Source organism: Krasilnikoviella flava (assembly GCF_900167525.1).
Classification (GTDB): domain Bacteria; phylum Actinomycetota; class Actinomycetes; order Actinomycetales; family Cellulomonadaceae; genus Isoptericola; species Isoptericola flavus.
This window is the reverse complement of sequence record NZ_FUZQ01000003.1, coordinates 120,550-133,120: the sequence shown is the minus strand read 5'-3', so window position 1 is coordinate 133,120 and position 12,571 is coordinate 120,550. Positions and strand designations below refer to the sequence as shown.

Annotated in this window: 13 protein-coding genes; 6 read left to right on the top strand and 7 right to left on the bottom strand. The window is 74.6% G+C overall.

The window, feature by feature from the left end:
- Window positions 1-29: 29 nt before the first annotated feature.
- Both B5Y66_RS08605 and B5Y66_RS08600 read left to right on the top strand, forming a co-directional pair.
- On the top strand, window positions 30-1,010 hold the full coding sequence (locus B5Y66_RS08605; protein ID WP_079573520.1) for an acetylxylan esterase: 981 nt from the start codon (window positions 30-32) through the stop codon (window positions 1,008-1,010).
- Complete coding sequence (locus tag B5Y66_RS08600; protein WP_139820805.1) at window positions 1,007-2,218, top strand: MFS transporter; 1,212 nt, start codon at window positions 1,007-1,009, stop codon at window positions 2,216-2,218. Before B5Y66_RS08605 ends, B5Y66_RS08600 begins: the two co-directional genes overlap by 4 nt.
- 94 nt (window positions 2,219-2,312) lie before the next feature.
- Here B5Y66_RS08600 and B5Y66_RS08595 read toward each other — a convergent pair whose 3' ends face one another.
- Window positions 2,313-3,089: a metallophosphoesterase gene (locus tag B5Y66_RS08595; RefSeq protein ID WP_079574363.1), complete on the bottom strand. Its 777-nt coding sequence runs from the start codon at window positions 3,087-3,089 to the stop codon at window positions 2,313-2,315.
- A 175-nt stretch (window positions 3,090-3,264) separates the two neighbouring features.
- Here B5Y66_RS08595 and catA point away from each other — a divergent pair, with 175 nt between their 5' ends.
- The 4 genes from catA (at window position 3,265) to B5Y66_RS08575 (ending at window position 8,664) form a co-directional block, all read left to right on the top strand.
- Window positions 3,265-3,924: a type A chloramphenicol O-acetyltransferase gene (gene catA / locus B5Y66_RS08590; RefSeq protein ID WP_079573516.1), complete on the top strand. Its 660-nt coding sequence runs from the start codon at window positions 3,265-3,267 to the stop codon at window positions 3,922-3,924.
- A gap of 129 nt (window positions 3,925-4,053) precedes the next feature.
- On the top strand, window positions 4,054-6,726 hold the full coding sequence (locus B5Y66_RS08585) for a phosphoenolpyruvate carboxylase (protein ID WP_079574361.1): 2,673 nt from the start codon (window positions 4,054-4,056) through the stop codon (window positions 6,724-6,726).
- A gap of 49 nt (window positions 6,727-6,775) precedes the next feature.
- Window positions 6,776-7,948, top strand: coding sequence for a macrolide family glycosyltransferase (locus B5Y66_RS08580; protein WP_079573514.1), 1,173 nt, complete (start codon window positions 6,776-6,778; stop codon window positions 7,946-7,948).
- 26 nt (window positions 7,949-7,974) lie between these two features.
- The gene (locus B5Y66_RS08575) at window positions 7,975-8,664 is read left to right on the top strand and encodes a VOC family protein (RefSeq protein ID WP_079573512.1); all 690 of its coding nucleotides are present in this window, start codon (window positions 7,975-7,977) and stop codon (window positions 8,662-8,664) included.
- On the opposite strand, the gene B5Y66_RS08570 is transcribed toward B5Y66_RS08575, so the two are convergent.
- The 6 genes from B5Y66_RS08570 to B5Y66_RS08545 all read right to left on the bottom strand — a co-directional run bounded on the left by B5Y66_RS08570 (window position 8,665) and on the right by B5Y66_RS08545 (window position 12,566).
- Window positions 8,665-9,639, bottom strand: a complete 975-nt coding sequence (locus tag B5Y66_RS08570; RefSeq protein ID WP_079574358.1) for a 5'-3' exonuclease — start codon at window positions 9,637-9,639, stop codon at window positions 8,665-8,667.
- A 72-nt stretch (window positions 9,640-9,711) separates the two neighbouring features.
- Window positions 9,712-9,939, bottom strand: coding sequence for a hypothetical protein (locus B5Y66_RS08565; protein ID WP_079573510.1), 228 nt, complete (start codon window positions 9,937-9,939; stop codon window positions 9,712-9,714).
- A gap of 52 nt (window positions 9,940-9,991) precedes the next feature.
- Complete coding sequence (locus B5Y66_RS08560; RefSeq protein ID WP_079573508.1) at window positions 9,992-10,396, bottom strand: fluoride efflux transporter FluC; 405 nt, start codon at window positions 10,394-10,396, stop codon at window positions 9,992-9,994.
- Between the two features lie 13 nt (window positions 10,397-10,409).
- Window positions 10,410-10,859: a fluoride efflux transporter FluC gene (locus tag B5Y66_RS08555; protein WP_245807009.1), complete on the bottom strand. Its 450-nt coding sequence runs from the start codon at window positions 10,857-10,859 to the stop codon at window positions 10,410-10,412.
- Window positions 10,856-11,311: a universal stress protein gene (locus B5Y66_RS08550; RefSeq protein ID WP_079573504.1), complete on the bottom strand. Its 456-nt coding sequence runs from the start codon at window positions 11,309-11,311 to the stop codon at window positions 10,856-10,858. Before B5Y66_RS08550 ends, B5Y66_RS08555 begins: the two co-directional genes overlap by 4 nt.
- Window positions 11,312-11,351: 40 nt before the next feature.
- On the bottom strand, window positions 11,352-12,566 hold the full coding sequence (locus tag B5Y66_RS08545) for a cation:proton antiporter (protein WP_079573502.1): 1,215 nt from the start codon (window positions 12,564-12,566) through the stop codon (window positions 11,352-11,354).
- Window positions 12,567-12,571: the final 5 nt, after the last annotated feature.

The window sequence follows — 12,571 nt, the reverse complement described above, 5'->3', positions numbered from 1 at the left end:
CGCACCACCACGACCCAGGAGCAACCCGCATGGCCTTCTTCGACAAGCCCCTCGACGACCTGCGTGCCTACCGCCCGGAGCCCGAGGAGCCCGCGGACTTCGACGCGTTCTGGAAGCAGACGCTCGACGAGGCGGCGGCCGCCGCCTCCGAGCCGGAGTCGGTGCCGTTCGACGCCGGGCTCGGAGGCGTCGAGGTGCGCGACGTGACGTTCTCCGGGTGGGCCGGCCAGCCCATCAAGGCGTGGCTGCTGCTGCCGCGCGAGCGCAGCGGGCCGCTGCCCGCCGTCGTCCAGTACATCGGGTACAACGGCGGGCGCGGCGTCCCGTGGGAGTGGCTCACATGGTCCGCGGCCGGGTACGCGCACCTGGTGGTGGACAACCGCGGCCAGGGCGGCGGCGGCAAGACCACCGCCGACACCCCGGACGTCGCGCCCGAGGGCCACGGGTCGTCGTCGCCCGGCTTCCTCACCCGCGGCATCGAGGACCCGGCCAAGCACTACTACCGCCGCCTCGTCACCGACGCCGTGCGCGCCGTCGACGCCGTCAAGGCGCTGCCCGAGGTCGACCCGGCCCGGGTCGCGGTGCTCGGCGGCAGCCAGGGCGGCGGGCTCGCGCTCGCCGTCGCCGGCCTGCGCGACGACCTCGCCGGGATGATCGCCGACGTGCCGTTCCTCAGCCACTACCGGCGCGCGTCGCAGATCACCGACGAGGGCCCGTACGCCGAGATCGCCCGCTACCTCAAGGGCCACCGGTTCGAGGTCGAGGAGGTGATGCGCACGCTGTCGTACTTCGACGCCACGAACTTCGCCGCCCGCGCCCGCTGCCCCGGATGGTTCTCCGTGGCGCTGATGGACAAGATCTGCCCGCCGTCCACCGTCTTCGCGGCCTACCACCGCTACGGCGGGCCCGCGCAGATCGAGGTCTTCCCGTACAACGGGCACGAGGGCGGCGCGGCGTACGACATGCCGCGCAAGCTCGCGGCGCTCGCGGGGGTGCTCGGCCCCCGGTGACCTCCCCCGACGACGCCGCGGGGCGGACCCCGCCCCGCGGCGCCATGCCCGCCCTGTACGCCAACACGTTCGTCATGGCGACGGGCTTCTACGTGCTGGTGCCGCTGCTCGCCGTGCACCTGGCCGACGGGCTCGGGTTCGGGCTGGCGCTGGTCGGGCTGCTCGCGGGGGTCCGCGCCGGGGCGCAGCAGGGGCTGCAGCTCCCCGCCGGCATCCTCGCGGACCGGTGGGGCGTGCGCCGCACCATCGTCGCGGGCGTGCTCGTGCGTGCGGCGGGCTTCGGGGCGCTCGCGCTCGCGACGACGCCGCTCGCGGTCGGGGCCGCCGGCGTCGCCGTCGGTCTCGGCGGGGCCCTCTTCCACCCCGCCTCCTACGCCGCCTACGCGCGGCTCGGCGGCGCCCGACCCGACGTCTTCGCCCGGCGCGAGGCGCTGAGCAACGCCGGGTTCGTCGTCGGGCCGCTGCTCGGCGGGTTGCTCGTGGCCACCGGCTTCGACGTCGTGTGCTGGGTCGCGGCCGGGCTGTTCCTCGTCGCCGCACCGCTCACCTGGTGGGGGCTCGGGCGGGCGGCGGAGCCCGACGCCGGGCCTCCCGCCGTCCCGGCCGCCGAGCCCGCGACGCCCGCACCGTCGCCGAGCGGCGGGATGCGGCGCGAGGCGCGCCGCGCGCTCGTTCTCCTGTGCCTGCTCAACGCGGGCGCGTGGGCGATCTTCACGCAGCTGCAGCTCGTCGTGCCGTTGCGGCTGGATGCCGTGCTCGGCAGCAGCGTGGGCGTCGGCGCGGTGTACGCCGCGGTCGCCGTCCTCGTCCTCACGACCACCGTGCCCGTGACGCGGTGGCTCCAGGCGCGGCTACGGATGCCCGCCGTGCTCGCCCTCGGCGTCGCGCTCATGGGCACGGGCATCGCCGTCCTCGGCGGCGGTCCGGGCGTCGCGTCGCTGGTGGCAGGGATGGTCGTGTTCACCCTCGGGCAGATGGTGTTCCAGCCCGCGATGAGCGCCGTCGTCGCCGCGGGGGCGCCCGCCGCGTCCGTCGCCACGCGGTTCGGCGTCAACGGGCTGGCGCTCGCCGTCGGCGGCGTGGTCGGCTCGTCGGTCGTCGGCGCGATGCTCGCCGGCCCCCTCGCCGACGGCGGCTGGGCGTGGGCGGGGTTCGCCCTCGCCGGGGCCGGCGTGGCCGTCGGGTACGCCCGCGCCCGGGTCGGGTAAAGAGTCTGGAGCTCTGCCCGACCGGCCAGCTCACGAGGCTTCCGATGGTGCCCCAAGAGCCGAGGACCGCGATGAGGCCGACGACGCCCGGACGTCAGGCCAGCCGCGCGACGAGGCAGGGTCCGCCCTCGTAGATGCCGCCGTCGATGGCGAGCGCGCGGCCGTCGGCGTAGGACTGCGGCTCGGTGACGTCCGCGTACGCACGGCCGAGCATCTCGGCGACGATGCTGTGCCCGTGCACGACCCGGTCGCCCCCGAGGTGGTCCAGCAGCTCTCGGGCGGCCTGCGGGCCGCCCTCCCCGCGGAAGGCCGCGCGGGAGGTGAGGCGCCGCCACGTCTCCCACCACACCGCGAGGTCGTCCGACTCCAGCAGGCCCTGACCGGTGGCGTTGAGGTCCTCGAGGGTCCGGCCCCACTCGAGGTAGGCGAGGGTGTCGGAGTGCACGAGGAGCGCACCGGCGTCGCGCGCCGCCATCGGCAGGGCACGCAGCCACCCGACGTGCTCGTCGGTGAGGCGCGCCTGGTCGCCGGCGAGGCCGCCGTTGCGTTCCCACGACCGTGCGAAGCTCCGCCCCGCCTCGCCCGGACCGGGGATCGTCGTGGCTCCGAACTGCCGCATCCCGAGCGCCAGCACCTCGTGGTTGCCCAGGAGCGCTCCGACGGCGCCCTCGGACTCGTCGACGAGCCGCCGGACGAGGTCGATGACGCCGACGCCGTCCGGCCCACGGTCCAGGTAGTCCCCGAGGAACCAGAGCCGGGCGTCGGCACCGGCCCACCGCCCGTCGGCGTCGGTGAGCCCTTCGGTGGCCAGGGCATGCACCAGGACGTCGCGGTAGCCGTGCACGTCGCTGACCGCGTACACCCTCGTCATGGGTCCCTTGCTCCGTTCGTCGGTCTGCCGCGGGTCGAGCGGCCGCACCCGGGAGGGTACCGGGACGGGGGAGAGGTACGTCCGGCTCGCGCCGTCCTCGCGGTCGACGCCGAGCGGTCGGTACGCCGTCGAAAAAGCGCTGTGCGTCCGCGCGGGTGGCTGCGACCATGCCCGCATGGACACGTCCGCCCCGGTCCCCGTCGACGTCGCCACGTGGCCGCGCCGGCAGCACTTCGAGCACTACCTCCGGGCGTCACCGTGCACGTACGCGATGACCGTCGAGCTGGACGCCACTGCGTTCGTCGACGCGCTGCGCCGCTCGGCGCGCAAGACGTACGTCGCTCAGGTCTGGGCGCTCGCGACGGTCGTCAACCGGCACGACGAGTTCCGGATGTGCCTCACCAGCGAGGGGGGCCCCGCGGTCTGGCCGACGGTGCACCCGGCGTTCACCGTCTTCCACCCGGAGCGGGAGACGTTCTCGTGCGTCTGGACGCCCTACGACGCCGACTTCGGCACGTTCCACGACGCCGCGGCCGCGGTGCTGGCCGAGCACGGGAGGTCGGCGGAGTTCTTCCCGCAGGGCGCGCCGCCGCCGAACGCGTTCGACGTGTCCAGCCTGCCGTGGACGTCGTTCACCGGGTTCACCCTGAACATCCGGGACGGCTGGAGCCACCTCGCGCCGATCTTCACGCTCGGCCGCTACGTCGAGCGGGACGGCCGGGTGCTGCTGCCGCTGGCGGTGCAGGTCCATCACGCCGCCGCCGACGGCTTCCACACCGCGCGGTTGGTCGACGAGCTGCGGGAGCTCATGGCCGACCCCTCCTGGGTGGACTGACGCGAGCGTCACAGGGGTCACCAGCCGGACGACCCGACGCCCGGACGGCGAGACGGCTTACGCTCTGGTCCCGTGAGCGAGAACCTGGGATCCACCGGCTCGATCGAACGTGTGGTGGCACGCCACGAGATGCCCGACCCTCTGCGCGACGACATCCGCCTGCTCGGCGGGCTGCTCGGCACCGTGCTCAAGGAGGCGGGCGGGCAGGGCCTGCTCGACGACGTGGAGCGTCTCCGCGGCCTGACCATCCGCGCCTACGGGGCGGACGACGGCGGCGCTGCGCTGGCGGAGGCGGCCGAGGTCGTGGCCGGCTTCACGCCGGAGCGCGCCGAGCAGGTCGCGCGCGCCTTCACGTGCTACTTCCACCTGGCGAACCTCGCGGAGGAGTTCCACCGCGTCCGCGTGCTGCGGTCCCGCGAGTCGGACGCCGCCGGGAACGTCGTCATCGAGGACTCCCTGCCGCAGGCCTTCACGCAGCTCGCGGAGGAGGTGGGCCGCGACGAGGCCCTGCGTCGCCTCGGCGAGATCGAGTTCCGGCCGGTGCTCACGGCGCACCCCACCGAGGCGCGCCGTCGTGCCGTCTCGGGCGCGGTCCGCCGCATCTCGTCCCTCGTCGCCGACCGCGACACCATGCGTCCCGGCGGCACGACGCTCGCCGAGAACGAGCGCCGCCTGCTCGCCGAGATCGACACGATGTGGCGCACGTCGCCCATCCGGGCGCACAAGCCGTCGGTGCTCGACGAGGTGAAGACCGCCATGGGCGTCTTCGACGCCACCATGTTCACCACGTTCCCCGAGGTGTACCGGCGCCTGGACGACTGGCTGCTCGACGGCGAGGCGGGCAGCGTCCCGCCCGTCGCCCGGCCCTTCGTCCACCTCGGCTCCTGGATCGGCGGCGACCGGGACGGCAACCCGAACGTCACCGCCGAGGTCACGCGCCAGGCCGCGACCCTCGCCGCCGAGCACGCGCTCGGCGCGCTCGAGACCGCGGCGGTCGAGACGGGCCGCCGGCTCACGCTCGACGAGGCCGGCACGCCGGCGTCGTCGGAGCTCAAGGCGCTGTGGCAGCGGATGCGCCAGCTTGCCGACGAGCTCGTCACCCGCGCGGCCGCCGACTCGCCGAACGAGCCGCACCGGGCTGCCGTCCTCGCGATCGCCGGCCGCGTCGCCGCGACCCGCCGCCGGGACGCCGACCTGGCGTACCGGAACCCGGAGGAGCTCGTCGCCGACCTCGAGGTCGTGCAGCGCTCCCTCGTCGAGGCGGGCGCCCCCCGCGCGGCGTACGGCGACCTGCAGAAGCTCGTCTGGCAGGTGCAGACCTTCGGGTTCCACCTCGCGGAGCTCGAGGTGCGCCAGCACTCGCAGGTGCACGCCGCCGCCCTCGCCGAGATCGAGGAGAAGGGCCTCGACGGGGACCTGTCGGAGCGCACCGTCGAGGTGCTCGACACCTACCGCGCCCTCGGCGCCGTGCAGAAGCGGTTCGGCATCCGCGCCGCCCGCCGCTACATCGTGTCCTTCACCCAGGCGCCCGAGCACCTGGCCGCCGTCTACCGGCTCGCCGCGCTCGCGTTCGAGGGCTCCGACGAGGCCCCCGTGGTGGACGCCGTCCCGCTCTTCGAGACCTTCGACGACCTGGAGAACTCGGTCGACATCCTCGAGGCGATGCTGGAGTTCCCGGAGGTGCAGAAGCGCCTCGTCGAGAACGGCCGCCGCGTCGAGGTCATGCTCGGGTACTCCGACTCGTCGAAGGACGTCGGCCCGGTCGCCGCGACCCTCGCCCTGCACAAGGCGCAGTCGCGGATCGCCGACTGGGCGCAGCGTCACGACATCACGCTCACCCAGTTCCACGGCCGCGGCGGCTCGCTCGGCCGTGGCGGCGGCCCCGCCAACCGCGCGGTGCTCGCCCAGCCGCCGCACTCGGTGGACGGCCGGTTCAAGCTCACCGAGCAGGGCGAGGTCATCCTCGCCCGCTACGGCGACCCGACGATCGCCGCGCGGCACATCGAGCAGGTCGCCGCCGCGACGCTGCTCGCGTCGGCGCCGACGGTCGAGAAGCGGAACGCCGAGGCCCGCGAGCGGTTCGCGCCGCTCGCCGACGCCCTCGACGTGACGTCGCGGGCCGCCTTCCACGGCCTCGTGAAGTCCGAGGGCTTCCCGCAGTGGTTCGCGCAGGTGACGCCGCTGGAGGAGGTCGGCCTGCTGCCGATCGGCTCCCGCCCCGCCAAGCGCGGCCTGTCGGTCAACTCCCTCGACGACCTGCGCGCCATCCCGTGGGTGTTCTCCTGGTCGCAGGCACGCATCAACCTGGCGGGCTGGTTCGGCCTCGGCACGGCGCTGCGCTCCGCCGGCGAGCAGCCGGGCGGGCTCGAGGAGCTGCAGGCCGCCTATCGCGAGTGGCCGCTGTTCACCACGCTGCTGGACACGGTCGAGATGGGCCTCGCCAAGACGCAGGAGGACATCGCGGCCCAGTACCTCGCGCTCGGTGACCGCGACGACCTCGCGCAGCTGGTGCTCGACGAGCTGCGGCGCACCCGCGAGTGGGTGCTGCGCGTCACCGGCAACGAGTGGCCGCTGGCGAACCGTCGCGTGCTGGGCCGCGCCGTGCAGCTGCGCTCCCCGTACGTCGACGCCCTGTCGCTGCTGCAGGTCCGCGCCCTGCGCGCGCTGCGCAGCAAGGGCACCAGCGAGGGCCTCACCGTGGACGACGGCGAGTGGGTGGACGGCGGCCACAAGGACCGCTGGCAGCACTTGCTCCTCCTCACCGTGAACGGCGTCTCCGCGGGCCTGCAGAACACGGGCTGACCGGCAAAAGCGCTGGTCGCGCGGTCGGGGCGGCTGCGACGATGGACCCATGTCACGTCGCCCTGCCCACATCGCGATGGTCGGTGTACCCGCCGTCAGCCACGTCCTGCCGAGCCTGGAGATCATCCGTGAGCTCGTCGCGCGCGGGCACCGGGTGACGTACGCCAACGACACCCCGGTAGCCGACCTCATCACGCCCACCGGGGCGGAGCTGGTGCCGGTCACGTCCACGCTGCCGGTCGCCGACAACGACTGGCCCGAGGACGCCATCGGCGCGATGGAGACGTTCCTCGATGACCAGATCCAGGTGCTGCCGCAGCTGCGCGCCTTCTACGGCGACGACCCGGCGGACCTCTACCTGTACGACATCGGCGGGTACTCCGCGCGGGCGCTCGGCGAGTCCCAGGGACGGCCCGTGATCCAGCTGTCGCCCACGTTCGTCGCGTGGGACGGCTACGCCGAGGAGGTCGCGGCACCGCTGTGGCAGCTCCCCGGCGCCGACGCCTACCGGGAGAAGTTCGCCCGCTGGCTCGCGACGAACGGCGCCACCACCACCGACGTCGACGCCTTCCCGGGGGCGCCCGGCACGGTGCTGGCGGCGATCCCGCGGGCGATGCAGCCGGAGGCCGACCGGGTCGACACCGACGTGGTGACGTTCGTCGGCCCCTGCTTCGACATCCGCAGCGCCACGGACTGGAGCCGCCCGGCCGGCGCGGAGAAGGTGCTGCTGATCTCCCTCGGCTCCGCGTACACGCGGCAGCCGGAGTTCTACCGGCGGTGCGTGGAGGCCTTCGGCGACCTGCCCGGCTGGCACGTCGTGCTCCAGGTCGGCAAGTACGTCGACGCGAGCGAGCTCGGCGAGCTCCCCTCGAACGTCGAGGTGCACGCCTGGGTGCCGCAGCGCGCGATCCTGGAGCAGGCCGACGCCTTCGTGACCCACGCCGGGATGGGCGGCAGCAGCGAGGGGCTCCTCGCCGGCGTGCCGATGATCGCGGTGCCGCAGGCGGTCGACCAGTTCATGAACGCGGACCGGCTGGTCGAGCTCGGCGTCGCGCGCCGCCTCAGCAGCGACGTCTCGACCGCCGACGAGCTGCGCACCGCCCTGCTCGAGCTCACCACCGACCCCGAGGTCGCGCGCCGCTCCGCCGCGCTGCAGACGGAGGCGCTGGCGGAGGGCGGGACCCGGCGGGCTGCCGACCTCGTCGAGGCCGCGCTCGCCTGACGGCGGCCGTGGGTACCCTTCCGGTCATGAGCCTGGTGACGTTCAAGGACCTGTGCGTCGACGCCACGGACGCGGCCGCGCTGGGCGAGTTCTGGGCCCGCACGCTGGGGCTGCGGGTCGAGCGGCTGGACGACGGTGACGTCGTGCTGCGCGACCCGGGCCCCGACCCCGTGCCCGAGCGGACGGTCTGGGTGAACACCGTGCCCGAGGTGAAGACGGTGAAGCACCGCGTGCACCCCGACGTGCGCGCCCGGTCGCTCGACGAGTTCCCCGACCGGCCGCGCCTGACCGAGCCAGGGCAGTTCCACTACACGACGCTGGCCGACCCCGAGGGCGGTGAGCTCTGCGTCTTCACGGTCGACGACGTGCCGTCCTACCGGCTCAAGGACATCGTCGTCGACTGCGCGGACTACCGGACCGTCGCCGCGTTCTGGCACGGGCTGCTGGGCGGCACGCTCACCCAGGACGACGACATGGACTACGCCTACCTCGACGAGGGTGCCGGCGTCCCGTTCGAGTCGTTCGACTTCGTCCCCGTGCCGGAGCCGAAGACGGTCAAGAACCGCTGGCACTGGGACGTCACGCTGGACGACGGCGTCAGCCTCGACGACCTCGTCGCCCGCGGCGCGCGGGTGCTGCGCGCGCAGGACGACGAGATCGGCTGGACCGTCATGGCCGACCCGGAGGGCAACGAGTTCTGCGTCTTCCAGCCCTGATCAGGGACGTGCGGCAAGGGCCGTGAGCACCCGGTCCACGCTGCTGCGGATGCCCCACCGCTCGGCGAGGGTGTCCAGCGCCTCGGGGTCCTTCGGGGCCCGGGGCAGCGCGTCGTCGACCTCGCCGACGGGGGCGTCGCGCGCGACCTGCACCACGGTGGGGGCGACGTCGAGGTAGGCCGCGGCGTCGAGCAGCTTCTGGCGCTGCGTGGCCGTGAGGCCCTTCGCCCCGGACTCCGCGGCCGCGCGGAGGCCCGCCAGGTCGCCGAACGCGGCGAGCAGCTTGGCCGCCGTCTTCTCGCCGATGCCGGGCACGCCGGGCAGCCCGTCGGAGGGGTCGCCGCGCAGCGTCGCCATGTCGGCATACGCCTGGCCGCCGGGGACGCCGTACTTCTCGGCGAGCCGGGCCTGGTCGACGACGTCCGGGTCGCGCACCCCGCGCGCCGGGTAGAGCACGCGCACGCCCGCCGCGTCGTCGACGAGCTGGAACAGGTCCCGGTCGCCGGTCACGATGTCGACGCTGGCCGGCATCACGATCCCGACGGCACCGGGGACCGGCAGCGCGGTCGCGGCGCTGCGCGCCACCTCGCGCGTCACGAGCGTGCCGATGACGTCGTCCGCCTCGAACCCCGGCGCCCCGACGCGGGCGATACCGAGCGCGGCCAGCACGTCCACGATCACCGGCACCTGCGGGGTGAGCGCGTCGGGCACCTCCTCGACGTCGGGCTCGCCCGCCGGCGTGACCGCCGCGACCCGGTGCCCCTTGTACGACCCGATCGCCTCGACCCGGAACGCAGGCCGCCAGTCCTCGTCCCAGCACGCCACGAGCCGGTCCGGCCCGTGCTCCGTGACGAGGAACGCGATCATGTCGAGCAGGCCGCGCACCGCGTTGACGGGCCTCCCGTCCGGGGAGCGCAGCGAGTCGGGCAGGCCGTAGAAGGCGCGGAAGTACAGGCTCGCGGAGTCCAGCAGCATGAGGCTCACCGGGTCAGCGTGCCACAGCGGCTCCGACGTGGTCGGCCGAAGTCCTGGCCGGGGCGCGAGCGTCTACGGCGTCGCGGCGTCCGGACCGGCCCGCCGCCGGGAACGCAGGCGCTGGACGGCAAGGACCGCGGCCAGGAACGAGCCCAGGACCGGGAGCAGGAATGCCATGAGCACCGTCACGACCCGGCGTGCCGGACTCGTCCGCCGGTCGCCGGCCGCGTAGACGGCGCAGGCCAGACCGACGGCCCACACGGTGAGCACGAGGACCTCGCCAGGGTTGAGTGCCAGCACGGCACCATCATGTGGCGGCGCGCGGAGGAGGGCCAGCGCGGGCGACGACGGCTCAGAGCAGCCGGCCCACGAGGACTCCGAGGCCGATGCCGACGACGACGGCAATCAGCGTGAGGGCCATCGTGCCGAGCGCGTTGGCCACCGCGAGCCGTCGCCGGCCGGAGCGGGCGAGACGCACCGCCTCGACCATCGCCGTCGAGAAGGTGGTGTAGCCGCCGCAGAAACCGGTCGCGACGCCGATCCGCCACGGCTCGAGCGAGGCGGGGTCGCCCGCGCCGAGCAGCACACCGGTGACGAGGCCGATCACGAGCGAACCGGACACGTTCACCACGACCGTGGCCCACGGGAACGCGGCGCAGGGTGTGCGCGCCCGCACCGCGCCGTCGACGACGAACCGGGCGGCGGCACCCAGCCCGCCCGCCACGGCCACGAGCAGCAGCGCCGTCGCGGCGCTCATCGTGATCTCCGGGTCATCGCGACCTCCGCCCGGAGCCGAGCAGCACGCCCGCGAGGCAGGCCAGGTAGCCGAGCACGAGGGTGCCGCCCGCGTAGGCGAGCGCCTGCCACACCGCCCCCACCGCGAGCAGCCGCTCCGTCTCCAGCGCGAGCGACGAGAACGTCGTGAACCCGCCCAGCACGCCGGTGCCGACGGCGAGCCGCACCCGCTGCACCGCCCGCGTCTCGGGCCCGCGGGCGGCGAGCGACTCCAGCAGCCAGCCCAGCACGAAGGCGCCGAGCACGTTGGCGGCGAACGTCGCGACGGGCCATCCCTCCACGGCGGGCCAGGCCTGCGCCAGCCCGTACCGGCCCGCGGTGCCGACGGCGCCGCCGGCCGCGACCAGCGCGACCAGGCCGGGCCGGCGATGGGCGGGCCGGGCCCGGCCGGACGGCACTCGCGCGGGCGGGCTGCCCGCCGTCACGAGGCGTCGTCCGCGTGCTCGTCGGGCAGCACGACGACGGGTCGTGGTTGGTCGTGGACCAGGCGGCCCGCGACGGTGCCGCCGACGAGGTGCGTCGCCCAGCCCAGCACGCCGGGTCGCCGCGCCCCCACCACGATGAGGACGGCGTCGTGGGCGGCCGCGAGGCGGGCCAGCTCGGCAGCCGGGTCGCCGGCGGTGCGCTCCAGCCGCCACGGGACCGGGCTTCCCGCGAGGGCGGCGGCGAGGGCGTCGTGCGCGTCGCCGTCGTCGGCGGCGGGCGAGCCGGCGTCGGGGTCCACGGGCGCGACGCCACCGGAGGACACGCGCACCGACGCTTCGTCCACCGTTACGCACAGCAGCTCGGCGCCGAGCGCGGCCGCCAGGTCCGCCGCCCGGCGGGGCACGCTCGGGCGGTGGTCGTGCGGCACGCCCACCAGCACCGGACCGGTCATGCCGTCATCGTAGGCAGCGGGCCCTCATCAGGCCGACCGGTCACGTCGACCGGTCGAGGATCGGCAGGCCGTCGTCGTCCAGGCGCTCCCGCTCGGACGAGCGCACGCCGAACAGCGTCGCGGCGGGCCCTCCGGTGAACCCGTAGACGATCGCAGTGAGCAGCACGACGCCGAAGACCACCGGCACCAGCTGGGGGAACGGCTCGCCGGCATCTTCGAACCGCAGCGCGAAGACGGACGCGGTCGAGGCGGCGACGATGCCGCGCGGGGCCATCCACCCGATCATCGCGCGGTCCGACCAGCGCAGCTCGGTGCCGAGGGTGGAGACGGCGGCCACCACAGGGCGCAGCACCAGCACGAGGAGGGCGACGATCCCGATGGTGGGCAGGGCGTAGCGGGCCAGCGCGTCCAGGTCGATGCGCGCGGACAGGACCACGAACAGCGCGCCGATCAGGAGCAGTCCGATGTGGGTGCCGAACTCGTGCAGCGGCTCGGTGCGCGCCACCCGCTGGTTCGCCAGGACGGCGCCGAGCGCGGTCGTGGCGAACAGGCCCGCCTCGTCGTGCACGCCCTCGGCGATCGCGTAGGCCCCGAGGGCGAACGCGAACGCGAGCACCACCTCCGTCTCCCGCGGTACCCGGCCGAAGCGGATGAGGATCACGAGCAGGGCGGCGGCGACGACGCCCACCAGCAGGCCCCAGCCGCCGGTCTCGAAGAGGCTGACCGGCTCGGCGTGCAGCACGACGTTCGCCACCGCGAGCGCCACGGTGGCCCCGATCGGGTCGATGAAGATGCCCTCGAAGGCGAGCACCGACTCCACGGGCTGGCGGGGCCGGATGATCGCGAGCAGCGGCCCGACGACGGTGGGGCCGGAGACGATGAGGATCGCGCCGATCACGGCGGCCCGCCCCCACGTCACGTCGAGGAACAGGTACGCGATCGCGGTGGCGCCGAGGCCGGTGACCAGCGCTCCGGTGGTGACCAGTCCGAGCACGGGACGTCGCGCGCCGCCGCGCAGGCGCCGGAAGTCCAGCTTGAGCGACTCCTCGAACAGCAGCAGGCCGACCGCCATGGACACGAGGGGGAAGAGCGCGTCGCCGAACACCTCGTCCGGGTCGAGCCACCCGAGGACGGGGCCGACGAGGAGGCCCAGCACGAGCAGCAGCAGGATGGACGGCACGCGCAGCGCCCGCGCCGCGACCTGCCCTGCCACGCCGACCGCCACGACGAGGGCGATACCTCCGACGAGATCCATGCTCA

What these genes read in the sequence shown, in the direction of transcription:
- B5Y66_RS08605 (WP_079573520.1), top strand. Translation starts at nt 30, where the DNA reads ATGGCCTTCTTCGACAAGCCCCTCGACGACCTGCGTGCCTACCGCCCG.
- B5Y66_RS08595 (WP_079574363.1), bottom strand. Translation starts at nt 3,089, where the DNA reads ATGACGAGGGTGTACGCGGTCAGCGACGTGCACGGCTACCGCGACGTC.
- catA (WP_079573516.1), top strand. Translation starts at nt 3,265, where the DNA reads ATGGACACGTCCGCCCCGGTCCCCGTCGACGTCGCCACGTGGCCGCGC.
- B5Y66_RS08585 (WP_079574361.1), top strand. Translation starts at nt 4,054, where the DNA reads ATGCCCGACCCTCTGCGCGACGACATCCGCCTGCTCGGCGGGCTGCTC.
- B5Y66_RS08580 (WP_079573514.1), top strand. Translation starts at nt 6,776, where the DNA reads ATGTCACGTCGCCCTGCCCACATCGCGATGGTCGGTGTACCCGCCGTC.
- B5Y66_RS08575 (WP_079573512.1), top strand. Translation starts at nt 7,975, where the DNA reads ATGAGCCTGGTGACGTTCAAGGACCTGTGCGTCGACGCCACGGACGCG.
- B5Y66_RS08570 (WP_079574358.1), bottom strand. Translation starts at nt 9,639, where the DNA reads ATGCTGCTGGACTCCGCGAGCCTGTACTTCCGCGCCTTCTACGGCCTG.
- B5Y66_RS08560 (WP_079573508.1), bottom strand. Translation starts at nt 10,396, where the DNA reads ATGAGCGCCGCGACGGCGCTGCTGCTCGTGGCCGTGGCGGGCGGGCTG.
- B5Y66_RS08550 (WP_079573504.1), bottom strand. Translation starts at nt 11,311, where the DNA reads ATGACCGGTCCGGTGCTGGTGGGCGTGCCGCACGACCACCGCCCGAGC.
- B5Y66_RS08545 (WP_079573502.1), bottom strand. Translation starts at nt 12,566, where the DNA reads ATGGATCTCGTCGGAGGTATCGCCCTCGTCGTGGCGGTCGGCGTGGCA.